The following is a 17,106-nucleotide window of genomic DNA, read 5'->3' as shown; positions in this document are numbered from 1 at the left end:
ATTATTGAAATGATTAAAATTATTTCAATAACTTAGCAGCTTCTCCATCAATAACTACTGTTACATCTTTATGATTTAAAAGAACAGAACAAGGTCATTCGCTTGAGATTGGACCTTCTACTAAGTTTTTAACTGCTTCCGCTTTAGATTCTCCAGTTGCAATTAAAACTATTTTTTTTGCGTTCATAATTGATTTCAAACCCATAGATATAGCTTGAGTTGGAACATCACTTTCATTTTCAAAAAATCTTGAATTTGCCTCAATTGTAGATTTTGTTAAATTAACTATTGAAGTTAGACCTTCAAAATCACTTCCTGGTTCATTGAAACCAACGTGTCCATTTATACCAAGACCTAGAAGTTGTAAATCTATTCCTCCGTGTTGAGCAATTAAATTATCATATTTATTTGCTTCTTCGTTTGTTTCAATCATACCGCTAGGTACAAAAGTGTTTTCTTTATTTATATTTATGTGATCAAATAATTTATCATTCATAAAATATCTATATGATTGATTATGTGATGCTTCTAAACCTTTATATTCATCTAGGTTAAAAGTTTTAACTTCACTTCAATCTATATTCTGTTCTTTTGTTTTTGAAATAATGTTTTCATAAGTTGTTATTGGAGAGCTTCCTGTAGCTAACCCTAGAACTACTTTATTGTTTTCTTTAACTTCATTTAAAATCAAATCACTTACTATTTTTCCTGCTTCATTGTTATCTTTTACTCTTATAATTTTCATATTTTTTTTCCTCATCTATCTATATATTAACTAATTTTTGAAATTAATTTATTTCAAAAATCAAAATAATTGTATAACTCTTCTGTTGATTCTAATCTTAGGTTTAATCTTGGTATCATCCTTTGTATTAAAACAAAAGTCAGTAATCTATTTTTACCTCTAAATAAATATTTATTTTTAGAGGTTACTATAACAACTCCAAACGTCTCAATATAAGCTTCCTGTATTGAGTCATTTTTAATTATCTTTTTAACTTTTTGATTATTATCAGTTAAATATATATTTTGATTAGAAAAATAGCAGTCGTATTTTCCAACAAGTTTTATTTTTTTTTCATGATTTTCAGGTTTATAGTCGTGAATATTTACATTTGTTTGTATTAAATTTATTCTTTCTCTTTTACCTAATTCAAATTTAACAGGAAGTTGTTTTAGAGGCCTTCAAGAGTTAAAAACTAACTCTTCTAAATCCCTTATAAACCTTTCCTCTTTAGAGTTAAGTGTAAGATTAAGTTTTTTAATATTTTTATTAAGTTTAATTATAAAGTTTTCTGATAATTTAAAATTTAAATTAATTCATCTTCATAGAATTCAATATTTGAAATAGGTAAAAGTATTTTTATCATTTACCCTTTTTTCAACTTTCCTAATATATCATTTACTTTTTCTTGAAAGATTGTGTTCATCAAAGTACCTAACAAAACTTGATCTTTTAAGGTAGTAGTTAACATCCCCATTTAATCTTAAAAACATTAACTCACCACCTTTTTAAAATTTCCATTTAAATTCAAAATTATGAAATTTTTTTTCAATAATTTAATCATAGTTGTTTAATTCATATATTATTATAATGTAAAAACACAAAGGAGCAAAATAAATGAAAACTATAGTAATAGGGACAAATCATGCTGGTACAACAGCTGTAAGAACCCTAAGAAGATTAGATCCAAACATGGAAATAACAACTTATGATCAAAATGATAACATTTCATTTTTAGGTTGTGGAATAGCATTATGAGTTGCTGGAGAAGTTAAAGATCCAAACGGATTATTCTATGCTTCACCAGAAATTCTTGCTGGAGAAAATATCAATGTAAAAATGGAGCACCAATGAATTGGGATTGATGCTGACAAAAAAACTGTTAGAGTTAAAAACATGAAAACAGGTGAAGAGTTTGATGATAATTTCGACAAATTAGTTATTGCTTCAGGAACTTGACCGATTTTCCCACCAATAGAAGGAATAAATTTAGAAGGTGTTCAAATTTGTAAAAATTTCCACCATGCCAAAGTTATTAAAGCTGCAAATGAAAACCCAGCAATCAAAAAAATTGCTGTAGTTGGAGCTGGATATATTGGTGTTGAATTGGTAGATGCTTTTGTAAGAAACGGAAAAGAAGTTTCATTAGTTGATATTGCTGATAGAATTATGCCAGTTTACTACGATAGTGAATTTACTGGTTTAGTTGAAGAGACAATGAGAGAAAAAGGAGTTAACTTAGCACTTGGACAAAAAGTTGTTAAATTTGAAGGACAAGATGGTAAGGTAACTAAAGTTATTACAGATAAAAGTGAAATTGATGTAGATTACGTTGTATTCTCAGTCGGAGTTACTCCTCAAACAACTCTATTAAAAGGAGTTATTGATCTTGATGAAAGAGGAGCAATTAAAACAAATGAATTTATGCAAACTTCAAATCAAGACATTTATGCAGTTGGAGATTGTGCACAAGTTTATAACTGTTCAATGAAAAAAGATACACAAATCGCTTTAGCAACTACAGCTGTTAGAACAGGTATCTTAGCTGCAGCAAATATTGTTAAAGGTAATGAATTACAAAGTCCAGGATTTACTGGAGCAAATGGTATCGAAGTATTTGGTTGAAAAATGGCTTCAGTTGGTATTTAAATGGAAGCATGTAAACGTTTTGGAATTGATGCTGAAGAAGTTATGTTTAAAGATTCAGATAGACCAGAATTTATGTCAACATATAAAGATGTTTGATTAAAAGTTATTTGAGAAAAAGAATCAAGAAGAATTATTGGAGCACAAGTTGCATCAGTAAATAACCATACAGAAGTAATGTATATGTTTGCTTTAGGTATTCAAAAAGGATTAACAATTGATGAATTACCATTAGTTGATATCTTCTTCTTGCCTCACTTTAACAAACCATACAACTTTATTACATTGGCTAGTTTAGAAGTTTTAGGGTTAAATTACTTTAAAAAATAGTTAAAAAAACGGAACAAAAGTTCCATTTTTTTTATTTTAATCCTGTAACTAAACCATTTTCTAAATCTATATCTTTTGAGTTAGGTTCTTTGTTTAATCCAGGCATACTCATAACATTATTTGTATATGCCAATATAAAATTAGCTCCTGTGTTAACGTTAACATCTTTTATTATCATTTCGTAATTCTCTTCTTTTGAATCATTTCCATCGATTGAGTTTGAAGATTTAACCATACATATTGGTAATTTTGCATATTGTGTTTTTTTGATAGACTCTATTTTTTCTTTTGCTTTATCGCTAATTTTAAATTCTTCTAAGTAATAGAAATTTTTAACTAATTTTTCAATTTTATTTTCTATTTCATCATTTGGGTTTATTAACTTTTTAAAATCTTGTTTTTGTTCGCATAATTCAGAAACTCTTTGAGCTAATTTTTCAGCTCCAACAGCACCTTTTATATATGCTTCATTCATTTCTCAAACATAATTATTTTCATCTAATCAATTTTTTAGTGTATTAAGTTGTTCTTCATCATCACCTTCTATGAAGTTGATTGCAACTATTAAGTTTAAGTTATATTGTTTAACATGTTTTAGGTGTTTATTTAAGTGATCAAAATTATTATTGAAATCATTGTGTAAATTTAAAGCTCTTAAAGTAACAACCATTACAGTACAATCTGGGATTAGGTCATTGTCTTGGTTAACTACGTTCATGTATTTTTCAAATCCTAAGTCACTTCCAAAACCAGATTCAACTATACAATAATCTCCTAAGCTTAAACCTAAATTTGTTGAAATAATCGAGTTAGTTCCTGTTGCTATGTTTGCAAAAGGACCACAATGTATTAAAGTTGGTGTATCATATTTTGTTAAAACCAGATTTGGTTTGATGGCATTTTTTAATAATGCCATTAAAGAACCAGTTATATTTAATTCTTTTAAATATATTTCTTTTCCATCATTATTGTAAGCAATCAATGAATTATCTAATCTATTTCTTAAGTCCTCTAAGTTTTTTGACAAACTTAGAATTGTCATCATATTACTTGCTGCTGTAATTGTAAATTCTTCTGTTCTGCTAATTTTACTACTAATTTTAATCTCAACTTTTCTTAATGCTCTGTCATTTAAATCTAAACATCTCTTTCAAATAACTTTATTTGGATCTATTTTTAAATTAGTATTTCAATATATTTCTGAATCTATTTGAGCAGAAATTAAATTATTCGCTGTTGTGATTGCATGAAAATCTCCTGTAAAGTGTAAGTTAATTTCATCCATTGGTATTACTTCACTTTCGCCACCACCAGTTGCTGTACCTTTTCTTCCAAACACAGGACCCAAACTTGGTTCTCTTAAAGCAAGAATTGCTTTTTTACCTATGTAATTTAGACCATCTGCAAGTCCAATCGCAGTTGTTGTTTTACCCTCTCCAGCTGGAGTTGGGTTTATTGAAGTCATTAAAATTAGTTTGCCCTTATTATTATTTAAATATTTTTCATAATTGATTTTAGCTATATTTTTCCCATAAAACTCATAATCATTTTCATTAATTTTTAGCATATCTAATGCTTTTAATATTTTTTCCATTATAATCACCTTTAGAATATCTTTTCTAGAGAGGATTTAAATCATGAACAATATTATTGATGGAAAACAATATGCTCAAGACCTAAATACTAGCCTCAAAAATAGTATAGAGCAATTAGAGGGAAAAAGAAAACCTAAATTAGTTATTATACAAGTTGGTGATAATCCAGCAAGTAATAAATATATTAAGAACAAGTTAAATGCTTGTAATAAGGTTGGCATAATTGGTGAACTTATAAAATTTGAAGAAGATATAAAACAAAATAACTTAAAAGAAGAAATAATAAAAATAAATAGCGATCAAAGTGTAGATGGAATAATTGTTCAATTACCTTTGCCAAAAAATATTGATGAAAAAGAAATTACAGATTTAATTTCACCAAATAAAGATGCAGATGGTTTCAGTCCTGTAACTTTAGGAAATGTTATGTTAAATAATTCAAACATTTATCCTGCAACACCTTTTGGAATAGTTAAACTTTTGGATTGAAAAGAAGTTAATTTGGTTGGTGCAAATGTTGTTATAGTAGGAAGAAGTAACATAGTTGGTAAACCTTTAGCTAATATGTTAATAAACAGATCAGCTACAGTGACAATATGTAATACAAAAACTAAAAACATTAGCGATATTTGTAGCAAAGCAGACATCTTGGTTAGTGCAGCTGGAGTTGCAAATTTAATAACAAAAGATTTTGTAAACCCCAACATGACTGTAATTGATGTTGGGGCAAACTTCGTTGATGGAAAATATTGTGGTGATGTTAAATTTGATGAAGTATCTAATATTGTAAAATTTATTACACCAGTTCCTGGTGGAGTTGGTCCAATGACTATAGCTTGTTTATTAGAGAATACATTTAATTTATATAAAGAAAAAGAGAACTTTTAGTTCTCTTTTTTATTTTTTAAACATAAATTTACCAACAATAAGACAGTGGCTATAAAAACAAATATACCCATTAATATAATTAAACCAATTAAAGATGTTTTTGTTAATAAAATAGTTGTGAAGAATGCCCCCGCTATGATTAAAGAAAAGAATGCGTTCCCCATAACATGATCTATTATCATAGCCAAAGAAAATTCTTCTGGTTGAACCATATCTCTAAATCTTTGTGCTTTTGTTTTTTCTATTAATGAATATGATGCTCCAAAAATAAACATCATTATGGTTAGCAATGAGTAATAAACTATATTTACAGATTCATAATTAATAAATAAATTAGTAGTTAAAAATCCTATGAATAAAATAACTGGAAGTATTGTTGTTAGCATAGCTATTCTATTTACATTTTTATTTTTGAACTTAATATTACTAAAAATTGCCTGTGCCAGATATTTTAATACAAATCCACCAACTAAAAACATCAGTATCATCATTTCATTTTCTTTTCACTTTATTTGAATACCTTTATTTGTAAAACAAATAAAGTAGAACAGCACAAGTGATCAATCTAAAAACTTAAAGAATCCTATGAAATAGTTTTGAACAAAAATCTCTGTAAAAAATTTCTTATTAGATTTTAGTGTTGTGAAAGTTCCTTTTTTAATGTCTAAAACATTTCCCTCAGACATTATATTTTTATTGAAAGAAACCAAACACACAACCGTAATTGAAATTATCATAAATAAAATTAGAGATGCAACATCATTTACAAAATAACTTAAAACAAAAGGTACTGGTAATAATAGAAATCCAAATATAGAATTATATTTTGAAGTTTTATTTTTTAAGTTATTTCTTTTTTCAAAACTTTTGATAGCCTCAATATTTATTGGTAAAAAACCAGCGATAAATACACCAAACAGAATTAAACCAACAAATAAAAATGGAATTGTTATTGTTAATTTAGTTGTTGCAAAAGAACTGAATGTAAAAATAATTGCAAAAAGTATACCTATTGAATTTATTTTAAGAACATTTAAGTTACCAATTTTTTTAGCCATTCTCATTCACATTGGAGTTATAAATAACATAAGAGTTGGCACAATCATTATTGCCGCTAAATAATTTATGTTATCCAATTTAATTACCATTTTGTAAGGAACAAAACTAAAGTAGCATATTAATAACATCATTGAAAGTATCATTGAAGCAAGTTGAACATTATAATTAATTTTTTTATCACTAAAATTTTTCATATTTGCCTCACTTTCTTTTATATAAGATTTGAATTGATCATTAAAAACACTTGGGTGTGCTTCCTCCATCTTTTTCATAAATCTTATTATTGGATTTAAAACTATTGGTATTAGTATGCAATACATAAAAAATATTACATAAGCTTCGTGAAGGTGTTTTAAATAATTGGCATAACCTTCATTTTTGCCATAAGAAACCATTGCTGCAAATAAATATAATGTTGTAATCATAAGACCAAAGAATGGTGTTGTTATATATATTATTGATTTATTTTTCAGAATAATTTTTTTAAATACAACTATAAAAATATTGAAAAGAATATAAATTATAATTGTAGATATTCACAATAAAGGTTCTGGTATTATTAAAAAACTTAGTCCAGATATACCTATTGTTGATGTTAATGATATTTTTGATTTAAAAAATAATCCCGTGATTATTATCACAAGAAGAGTTAAATCTACTCCTAGTTGTGGAGGAAATATCAACTTTAAGCATAGTCCGACAGACAAAAGCATTGCACTCATTGTCATGTCGAAAATTAAATTACTTTTATTATTTTTCATTTCTTTTTCCTTTCTGTTTAAAAATTAAAAAGGAAAAATGGATCAAAAATTTGTCATACTCTTAACTAAATAAATCATTTAAGTCTCCTACTTTATTTTAAAATTGAATTCACCGTCTTCATTATCAAAGATAACACCATCACCATTTATAGAAATTCTATTGTTATAAATTTGAATTTCTGCTTCTGAATGTGGCTGCTCAAAATAATCACAATCTTTATATTTATCTGTTATTTTAATAACTCTTTGATTTTTACTTCCAATCAGTCTTCTATTTTTATCTAATTGTTTCATAATAAACGGTCCATCAATTAAAATATCTATATTGTTTAGAATTTCTTCATGCTCCTCGAGCATTTTTTCGTAAATGTACCCAGTAAAACAAATAACTGTTAAGTTATTTTTTTGACATCATTGGACAAGTTCTTTTAACCCATCAGGTTGTAAGAAAGGCTCTCCCCCAATTAAAGTCACACCCTCAATATCAAACATTTCCTTAGCTTGTAATATTTTCTCATAAATGAATTCATTTGGCATGAACATCTTCTTTTCAAAAGAAAGAAGTTCTTGATTAGAACACCCTTTACATCCAATGTTACATCCTTGAAATCATATTACAAATCTTGTTCCAGGGCCTTCTATTTCACTATTCATTAAAAACTTGCCAATATTTAAATTAGCCATTTATTGTAAAATTTATTTTTCCTTCACCAGATGAAGTTAAAATTTTAGTTCCCGGTTTAATGTTTTGTAAGTTTTCAAAAATGAATTCTGAAAGAGGGTCAACAAGATTAGTTTCTAGTGAGTTAAGAACATCACGTCCCCCTCTTCTTTCATCTGCATTTTTTAACATAATTGAAATTAAACTTTGATCATTTAAATCAATATGAAGTTCTGCTTTATATTTTTCATATATAGCAATTTGAATTGGTTTAACTTTTTGACGTATAATTTTTGATTTTAAACTTAAGTCTTTAATAAAGTTAAAAGGAACAATGTTATTACCAAACCTTCCCAAAAGTTCTGGTCTGTTTAGTTCATTTGTGAAATGTTCTTGAACTTTTTTTATAAATTCATTATGAACATCTTCTGTGCTTTGATTTGGATTAACGTCAGCTGCTCCAATGTTTGAAGTAAATATTATAAATGACTCACTAAAACTTACAGTTTGACCTGTGTTATCTGTTAATCTACCATCTTCCAATATTTGTAAAAATTTATCAAATATTTTTGGACTTGCTTTTTCGATTTCATCAAAAAGAATTACTGAAAATGGTTTTTCTTTTACAGAGTTTGTAAGTTGACCTCCACCTTCAAATCCAACATAACCTGGAGGAGCTCCAATTAATTTTTGATCTGCATTATCTTGTCCATACTCTGACATATCAAACCTGATTAAGTTTGCTTCATCATTAAATAAGAAAGTGGTAATAGCTTTTGCAAGTTCAGTTTTACCAGTTCCTGTTGGACCAACAAAAAATAGCGTACCTTTTGGTTTACTTCTTTTTGAAGAATAAGTTATACCAGTTAAACCTGTATATGCTTTATAAATTACTTTAGCCACTTTTTCAACAGCTTCATCTTGTCCTATTACTTTTGAAGAAAGTTCATCTTTTATTGTTAACATTTTTTCATAGCTCAACTCTTCTCATGGAGAAGTTTTTTCACCATAGTTATAGATGTTAAACATTTTTGTAAATGTAATTGGCGTTTCAAAGTTACAACTAAACTTAGCAAAGTGAGATAGTTCTTTTAAAGTTCAACCTTCGGTTGCATCAACTATATTTTCAAATTCTGTTGAAATATCTGTAACTTGAATTCTAGATTTGATTGTTGATAAGAATTCTTTTCTTTCTTCTCTACTTGGTTTTGGTAAAGTAGAGATAATTATTTCTGGATTATCTAAGTATAAACTTGGTGGTAATTGATTAATTTTTTTAGTTAAGAAAATTATGCAACTTGTTAATTCATCGATTTTGGCAATAGAAAAATCCGATTCTTTTAAAGTTTTAGAAAATTCAGTTAACACAGCTCTATCGTCAACATCTAAACCTTGGTCACTAAATACAAAGTTTGTATAGTCTGCAACAAAACCAATTTTTCTATCATCTTCTCTATTTATGTTTTTGTTTAAAATAGCAAAAAAATCAATAGGTTTTTTTAATTTTAATTCATCTTTTTTCTCTGGTTTGTCGTTACTTCCACCACCAAACAATTCATCGAATTCATTTGCAGCAGATTCACCCTGTCCTTGATCAGCTGAAGTTAAAATAAGATTTGAAATTTTTTTACCTTTTAATCCTGAGTTTTGATCAAAAATAAATTTATCTGAATAATTTTTTTGCTCAAAAATATTCATAACAATTTCATGGATGTTAATGTATTTACCTTCAAATTCATAAATATCATCAATGTTACCTTCAATAATGATTGCTTTTTTAATTCCTATTAAATTTTTTAATTGACTTAATTCTCTTTTTACACTCATATTTCCACCTACTTGCTTGAGTTTGAATTGCTATTTTTATTTTTTAACATTTGTTTATTTTTAGCAATATACTTTGGCTCTCTATATTGTTTATTGAATTCATCACTTGAATGCAAGTTGAACTCTTTTAATTTGCTTAAGAATGCTTGTGCATCAGCGTCATGCTCATGTCCATCAAATCCTTCTCAATTATAAATAAAACTTCCATCTAATTTTACAGCAAAGTCAGCTGTTTCACCACTTGGTTTTTCACCATGTATTAAGATCATATTTTTTTCTTCAAGTTTTCTTATATTGTCTTCATTAACGATATACCCAACATCTCTGATGGCATTAACTATTTTTATTACATTATCTTTTCTTACAGCTTCTTGTTCTGCAATTTTAGAAGAATTAATAAAGTAGTTCTTCATGTTTTCTTGGAAGTTTTTTGATTCTCCAAAACCCATGAAGTTTTTAGCTTCATCTCTAATTGCTTCTACAAGATCTCTGTCTTCGCTGTATAGCTCAATTGATCCAGATACAATTTCTTTTGCAATAACATTGTTTGAAGCTTTTCTCTTTTTAAGTTCTTCTAAAACAAAATCATATATTTCATTGCTATTTTTATTTATTAATATGTGTCCACTTTCGTCAAACATTTTTTTAATGTAAAGTTTATCTTCTTCGTCTTTATATTTTTCAATTAATGAGTTTTTTAATTTTTCTAAGTCTTCAAATAAATTTTTATCCAAAGCCTTTAAAATATTTTCTTGTTCTTTTGCAAGAACGTCTTTTTTAAAGTTAAATACTTGAGCTTTGAAATCAGCTATGACATCTCTTTTTCTTTCAGCATATCTTTGAATTTCATGATATGTTTCAATAGCAACATGTGTATCAGAAGATAGTTCTCTTTCATAAGTATTTTGAGCCAAATCTTCTTGTTCTTTAGTTAATCTGTTTAATAATTCTTGAATTTGATTTTTGTAAAAACCAGAGTGATCAATTTCTTCACAATGTCCAATTAACTCTTTAATGTATTTTATTAAAGCATCAATATCTTTTTTTATAAATCCAAATTGCTTTTCACAATTAACTAAAATTTCTTCTGCTGTCATGCTCATAATTATTTTCCTCCAAAAATTGTGCTGTATTTTGATAAATCACTTTGTGTATATTCTCTTTTTTTACCAAAGATAATATTTAAAGCTTGTTTGTAATTTTTATCATTATTTCTCAATATTTTATCAACTACCGATGAGTTGTTTTCAACATTTTTAACTCACTCTAATTTTAACTCAATTGGCATATTATATAGTTTTTTATCTATAAATTCATTTAGTGCATCTTCAACCTTATTAATATAACCACCAGCTAATATTTGAATTTTATATTCAATCATATCTTCTGTTATTGTTGAAAATTCTTCGCTCTTGTATTTGTAGTAAGACTTGTAAAAGTCTATTAAAGATTCTGATAAATTGATTAAGTAAGCATCAAAGTCTTTTATATCTAATGAGTTACCAACCAATTCAAGTAATGATGTTAATAGATAATTATAGTTATCTTCAACAAATTTATAATTAGACATATACAATTCTTTTGTTATTTTACCAATTAAATTTAGTGTGCTTGCATGTTGATTTCAAACATCAGAGTTATATTTACTTTCCTCAAACATTTCTGCTCTATTATTATTTTTGAAATAATCCGTTAAAACAACCAATGAGTTTCTAACATTAAACTTTCATCCATCAATTGAATTCTTTCTTAAAAAGTCATTTATCCTATAAATGTTATCAATATTATTTTGAATATCTACTTCATTAAATATATCTAAAATATTTTTTGTATCTACAAATTTATAATTTTTTATTAATTCAAAAAACTCATCGTCAGTTCTTTCTTTTGAAGAGTTCACTATTAAATTTTTAGCAACTTTTTCTAGAATTAAAAATAATTTTCTATCTTCAATTTCTAATAAGTATTTTTTCATTTCATTGTAGTTTGTACCGCTGTCAACTGTTTTTCCAAGATAGTTTTCTAAAGATTTTGATACTTTTTCTTCCAATCCTATTCTTTCTAGAATTAAATATATATTCATAGCAAGTTCATAATCAGAATCAAGAAGTGATTGTTCAAACCTCTCTATTACTTCATCTATGTTATCTTTAAATAAAGAAACTAAATCTAAAACTTTATTGGAATTTTTGTAGGCAAACAAAACTGGAATATTTAGATTTACAGATTCAATTTTCTTTTCTGCAACCAAAAATGCACTTGAAGCATTTTTAGAATCTAAGTATATAAATGAATTGTCTTGTAATAATTCGTTTTGAATGAAACCTACATAGAAAATAACTTTACCATCTACCACTTCAATGATTTTGTTATTTCTTTTTGAATTGTAAAAAATAATAACTTCAATATTTTTTGTTAAATCTTTATTCTTAATAATTTCGCTATCCGATTCAACATGTTGATCATTTATTAAAATTAAGTTATAAGTAGTTTTTACATTTAAATTGGATAAAAGATCTGGAGATGAGATGAAATTCTGAATGTTATTTAATTGATTTTCTGGTCTAAATATTTTTTTGATTTTGTCTTCATACTTTGTAGAAACATCTTTTAATATTTCTGCAGCAACATGAGGATTAATTCTTAGATAGTCATCTAAATATTGATTGTCAGTTTTTACTTTAAAAGTGCCGTTGTCAAAAATTTCAATTCAACTTTCAATTGCAGCTGTGTCATTTTTTGTAAACTCTTTAAATCTATTAACTTCATTAATTGATTCTTGTCCTTCAACTAAAATATCTTTCAAGAAAGAATCATCACCAAATATGTCTGACTTTTCTTTCATAAAAGCCTGAGATTTTGAAAATATCAATTCCTTATTTTCTAGTTGTGAATTATCAAACGGAATTGATAATCTATAACTGAATTTTAGATCACTTACTCTTTTTGCTCAATTAGAGTCTTTTAATATTTCATTAACTTTAGTTATTGGATCAATAAAATATTTAACATCTTGAAATTTATTGTCATGAGAAATTGTGTAAGTTCCTTTTTTAAATTCTTGTTGTATTTTTAAATCTATATAAAAATTATCTATTGATGTTTTCATATTTAAAGCACCAATACCGGCTCTAACTTTGTTAATTTCAATAACTTTAAAATTTATTAATTCTCTCAACGCTCTTTCAAATAAGGCTTGATTTCTTATATCAAAATCTTCTTTTAAAATATCTGATAAGTTTTTTGTTTTGTTAGGATGTTCCATGATAATTAATAAAATCAAAAATTCCATAAACGTAGGTTTTCTGATTTCTGAATATTTAATTTTTAAAGGTAAACAAACTTTATCATATAAAATTTCAATTTTATTAAATATCATTTTCTAGTCCTCCATAATTTCATTTGGTTGCAATAAGCAACCTTCAAAATCAAGTTTAGCAATAATATCTGCATATACTTGATGACTGTTTGAGATGTTAGGATCTTCAACAGTTGGTATTTTTACAGTTATATCATTAACAGTTCTTTGAGCTCCGATGATAATTAGTAATTCTCTCGCTCTTGAAAAAGCAACATTTATTCTCTCATATTTTTTCAAGAATTCTCTTCCTGATTTTGTTGATAATTTTTCTGGATTTCTTACCATGTTAACTAAAACATAATCAGCTTCTTTTCCTTGAAAATCATCAACTGTATTAATTACAATTTCAACATTTTTAAATTTACTTGTTTTGATTTCTCTTTTTAATTTACTTACATGTAAACCATAAAAACTTATTACAGCTACAGTAGGTTTTATTTTTGTTTTTTTGATTTCAACTGCTTTGTCAATATCGTTAAGTAATTTTTTAGTTAGTTCAATTTCTAAATCATTAAATAAACTTGTTGAAAACTCTTCACTTTGTTCAAAGTTAATTTCATTTTGAAGATTATTAGTTGAATCAACTCAATAAACAGAACTTCTTGAATCAATAATATCTTTGCCAAAATGATTAGTTATTTTTAAATCATGACGTTTTTGTTCACTTACTTGTGGTTCCACTTTTAAATTTCCATCATAAAATTTATTAACAACATCCATTATTTGTTCGTGACTTCTATATTGGGTTTTCAAAATTGTTGTTATTGTTTTATTTCTAGCTCCAATTAACTTTTTAAATGCTGACTCATCAAGTAATTCATACATTAAATTATAATTGTAATCTTTTCCAAAATATTTATTTACATCTTCAACGTCACTTGGTTGTAATTTTAATATAGGTGGCAATTGTCTGTAGTCTCCAACCAATATCAATGCTTTACCATAAATTAATGGCATTAGTATTTCTAATAGTGTGGCTTTTGAAGCTTCATCAATTATTACAACATCTACATCCATATTTCTTAAATTTAATTCTTCTAGACCAAGTTTTGTTGCAAAGTTGTCTTTGTTAAATCTAAATAAGTTTGTTGAAGTCAATGTCATTGAATAAACATTAACCAAGTTGTCTAGAATTGATTGAATATATCTTTGACTATCTTTAAACATTTGTCCAGAAAAATCTTTTGATGCCAACTCTTCTTCAAAATTATCTGTTATTTTATAGTTATCATTTAAGTATTTGATTATTTCAGTATAGATTTCTGAAAAGTTTTCTTTTCTTTCTTTACTTTCCTTTAATTTATTTTCTAAATTATTTAATTCTTTTTTTATTTGTTCTTCTAAATCAACATCTGTTAACCCAAGATTTAAGTTAAACTTTTGATTAACTGTTTTAATTAAATCTCTCAACTCTTTTGTGTTTGCTCCAGAGTTTTCACTCAAATTATTTTTTGTAACAGTTAATTCATTTTTTTCAATTTCTAATTTATTAATATCAACTTGAGAATTATTTTGTGCAGTATCTTCTTGTAAATTAATTTCTATTTCTAATTTAAGATTTTTTAAATTAGAAAGAAGAGTATCAAATATTTTGTCTAGTTCTAAAATTTTAGAATCCATTTTTAAAATTTGCTCTAATCCAGCTATCCTGCTTTCTTCTTTTTCTGCTAAATCGAAGTCAGCATTTTTTCTAAGTCTAATGGCATTAATTTTAGCATTTTTTATATCAATGAAAGTTTCATTTTTAAAATAAACTTCATTAGCCACTTCTTTTATTAAAGAATAGACGTTAGAAAAATCTTTTGGATCAAAGTTTAAATTCATGTAAATAAAATTATTTAATTCATACTCAGCAGAATTTTTATAACATTCCAGAAGTTTTTCACCCATATTAACTGTTGCATCAAAATCTTTAGAAGATAAAATTTCAATTAAGTTTTCAACATTAATTAATTCTTTTTTTAAAAAATTTTTATTTTTTATTTTTTCTAAACTATTTTCTTTAAAAGAAATTATTTTTTGATTTAACTCATCGATTTTTTCTTGTATTGATCTTATTTGAGTATTGTTTTGATGAAAACTTTTGTTTGCATTTATTAATCTCTCAAGATCATTTTTATAATTATAAAATTCTTTAATTGAATTTTCGTCATTATTCATATCATCAAAAGCTTTTTTCCCAATTGATTTATAGTAGTTATAAAGAACTCTATCAGGTGAGTAATTATTAGCCGCTTGAGTTTTTAAATTAAGTTGATTAGTCAGTCTAACTTTATTTAAGTTTGGATCAATTGGCAATCTGTCTACAACGTTTTTAATTGCTTCGTGGTTTTGACTTGAAAGTAAAACTTTTCTATTTAGTTTTGATAGTTGATTTATAATTTCACAAATAACTTGAGTCTTACCTGTTCCTGGCGGACCTTGTAAAATAAAAATATCTTTTGTATTAACAGCTTTTCTTACAGCTTCTTTTTGTTCATTGTTTAAATTAAATTCAAAATTTTTATCTTCAATTTCAATATCATTTGAAACTTCTGATAATTCAACCAATCTTGTATTGAATAAGTAATTTACAAGATAGGGATTTTTTGTATTTCCATCAGCTATTTTTTTTATAACTTGTTTAGATCTTTCTATCAGAACATCCTCACCAATACCTGTATAAGCAATGTAACCTGAACTTAAGTAATCTAAATTATTTTTTATAGTAAATAAAGAAGAGTCAAAATCGTTTTCTATTTCAAAACTAATTTTTTTAACAAGTCACTTTTCCATTTCATTTGGATTGTCCTTTAATAAAGTTTCAAATTCATTTCTCTCTCCCAAAAATATAGTTTTTGGATTTCTTGATCAGTAATTTGCAAAGCTCATACTTTCTTCAGATACCCCAAGCATTGTAGTTAGAGAGAGAATATTTTGTGTTTCGTTTGTTTTTTCAAAATCAAAATCAAAAATATCATGAATATTTTTGATAAGTTCATGAGTGGTGGTTATGTTTTTATTTCTCTTTACAGGAACAAGTGATAAATCTTTTGTTTTTTTAATTTTGTTTATTTTTTCTAGATCATCAGTTAGTAAATCAAGAGTTACGACATTGGTTTTATCAAAAGGAATATCTCTGCTTTTTAAAATACTTTCTGAGTTTAAAATCAAATATTTAAAACTTTTTGATTTTAATTCCTTAATCTCATACTCAAACAATTCACTTTTGAAATGAATCTTATCTATTTTAATAACTTTTGAAGATTCAGCTCCAAGATAAGGTAAAGATTTTTTTCTTTCTAATTTTAAAAGGTCTTCACTAAACTCTAAATAATTTAGTCATTTTTCTTTTTCCTCTTCAAAGGTTGATAGTAATTTACCAACCTCTGAGATATTTGAGGAATTCAACACATTTCTTCTTATTATTTCATCATCTTTTATTTGTCCTTGATTTCTAATTAAAAATAATTGTGATTCTTGAATTATAGTTTCAAACTCTTGAGCTACAGGTTTAAGTCTTGTCATAAAAATAGAACTTATGGTTAGTGATACATTTTTTGTATCGATATTAACATAAAAACCCAAGTATGTGCCTTCAGGTAAAAGTGACTGACTTTTTGAGTCTAACTCTATTCTTATAATCCCATTGTAAGATGACTTGTTTTTATCTTTTTTTGACAATTGTCTAGTTTTATCATCCAATAAACATATAAAAGATTTTTTTGCCATTGAGTTTCTTAAGAAATTATGAAAATCCAAATAAGTAGCAACACCCTTTATGTCTAATTGCTCTATTATTTGATCTAGGGTTGCGGGGTTTTCTTTAAATTGCACATTTTGTAAGAATGAAAAGTCTAAAAATATCTCTTTAACACCATTATTTTCAATAATATTTGACATAATTCTTTACCCCTATCTATTTACACTCTTATTATTATAGCATTTTTAGGAAATTAAAAAATATCGACTACTTAGCCGATATTTTTTAATCC

At 26.1% G+C, this 17,106-nt stretch carries 10 protein-coding genes and 1 pseudogene; 2 read left to right on the top strand and 9 right to left on the bottom strand.

Annotation, left to right across the window (positions count from 1 at the left end; translation table 4 throughout):
* Positions 1 to 19 precede the first annotated feature (19 nt).
* A complete protein-coding gene (nagB, locus tag AACL10_RS00800) occupies positions 20 to 745 on the bottom strand; it encodes a glucosamine-6-phosphate deaminase (protein WP_338985344.1) in 726 nt (241 codons plus the stop codon).
* A gap of 26 nt (positions 746 to 771) precedes the next feature.
* Positions 772 to 1,497, bottom strand: a complete 726-nt coding sequence (locus AACL10_RS00795; protein WP_338985343.1) for a hypothetical protein — start codon at positions 1,495 to 1,497, stop codon at positions 772 to 774.
* A 124-nt stretch (positions 1,498 to 1,621) separates the two neighbouring features.
* On the opposite strand from AACL10_RS00795, the pseudogene AACL10_RS00790 reads away from it, so the two are divergent.
* Positions 1,622 to 2,980, top strand: a pseudogene (locus AACL10_RS00790) (FAD-dependent oxidoreductase).
* A gap of 31 nt (positions 2,981 to 3,011) precedes the next feature.
* Here AACL10_RS00790 and AACL10_RS00780 read toward each other — a convergent pair.
* On the bottom strand, positions 3,012 to 4,574 hold the full coding sequence (locus AACL10_RS00780) for a formate--tetrahydrofolate ligase (protein ID WP_338985340.1): 1,563 nt from the start codon (positions 4,572 to 4,574) through the stop codon (positions 3,012 to 3,014).
* Positions 4,575 to 4,617: 43 nt separating this feature from the next.
* Between AACL10_RS00780 and AACL10_RS00775 the strand changes: the two genes are divergently transcribed.
* The gene (locus AACL10_RS00775) at positions 4,618 to 5,463 is read left to right on the top strand and encodes a bifunctional 5,10-methylenetetrahydrofolate dehydrogenase/5,10-methenyltetrahydrofolate cyclohydrolase (RefSeq protein ID WP_338985339.1); all 846 of its coding nucleotides are present in this window, start codon (positions 4,618 to 4,620) and stop codon (positions 5,461 to 5,463) included.
* Here the strand turns inward: AACL10_RS00775 and AACL10_RS00770 are convergent.
* The 6 genes from AACL10_RS00770 to AACL10_RS00745 form a co-directional block, all read right to left on the bottom strand.
* Positions 5,460 to 7,283, bottom strand: a complete 1,824-nt coding sequence (locus AACL10_RS00770) for a hypothetical protein (RefSeq protein ID WP_338985338.1) — start codon at positions 7,281 to 7,283, stop codon at positions 5,460 to 5,462. The genes AACL10_RS00775 and AACL10_RS00770 overlap by 4 nt on opposite strands.
* An 87-nt stretch (positions 7,284 to 7,370) precedes the next feature.
* Complete coding sequence (locus tag AACL10_RS00765; RefSeq protein ID WP_338985337.1) at positions 7,371 to 7,937, bottom strand: 4Fe-4S single cluster domain-containing protein; 567 nt, start codon at positions 7,935 to 7,937, stop codon at positions 7,371 to 7,373.
* A gap of 22 nt (positions 7,938 to 7,959) precedes the next feature.
* Complete coding sequence (locus tag AACL10_RS00760) at positions 7,960 to 9,771, bottom strand: AAA family ATPase (protein ID WP_338985336.1); 1,812 nt, start codon at positions 9,769 to 9,771, stop codon at positions 7,960 to 7,962.
* A gap of 8 nt (positions 9,772 to 9,779) precedes the next feature.
* Positions 9,780 to 10,874 (bottom strand): hypothetical protein, encoded by a 1,095-nt coding sequence (locus AACL10_RS00755; protein ID WP_338985335.1) that lies wholly within the window; start codon positions 10,872 to 10,874, stop codon positions 9,780 to 9,782.
* Between the two features lie 2 nt (positions 10,875 to 10,876).
* Positions 10,877 to 13,150: a hypothetical protein gene (locus AACL10_RS00750; protein ID WP_338985334.1), complete on the bottom strand. Its 2,274-nt coding sequence runs from the start codon at positions 13,148 to 13,150 to the stop codon at positions 10,877 to 10,879.
* Positions 13,151 to 13,153: 3 nt separating this feature from the next.
* On the bottom strand, positions 13,154 to 17,014 hold the full coding sequence (locus AACL10_RS00745) for an AAA domain-containing protein (protein ID WP_338985333.1): 3,861 nt from the start codon (positions 17,012 to 17,014) through the stop codon (positions 13,154 to 13,156).
* Positions 17,015 to 17,106 lie beyond the last annotated feature (92 nt).

It is taken from the genome of Spiroplasma endosymbiont of Diplazon laetatorius (assembly GCF_964019625.1).
Taxonomy (GTDB): domain Bacteria; phylum Bacillota_I; class Bacilli_A; order Mycoplasmatales; family Mycoplasmataceae; genus Spiroplasma_A.
This window is presented reverse-complemented; position numbering and strand designations above follow the sequence as displayed.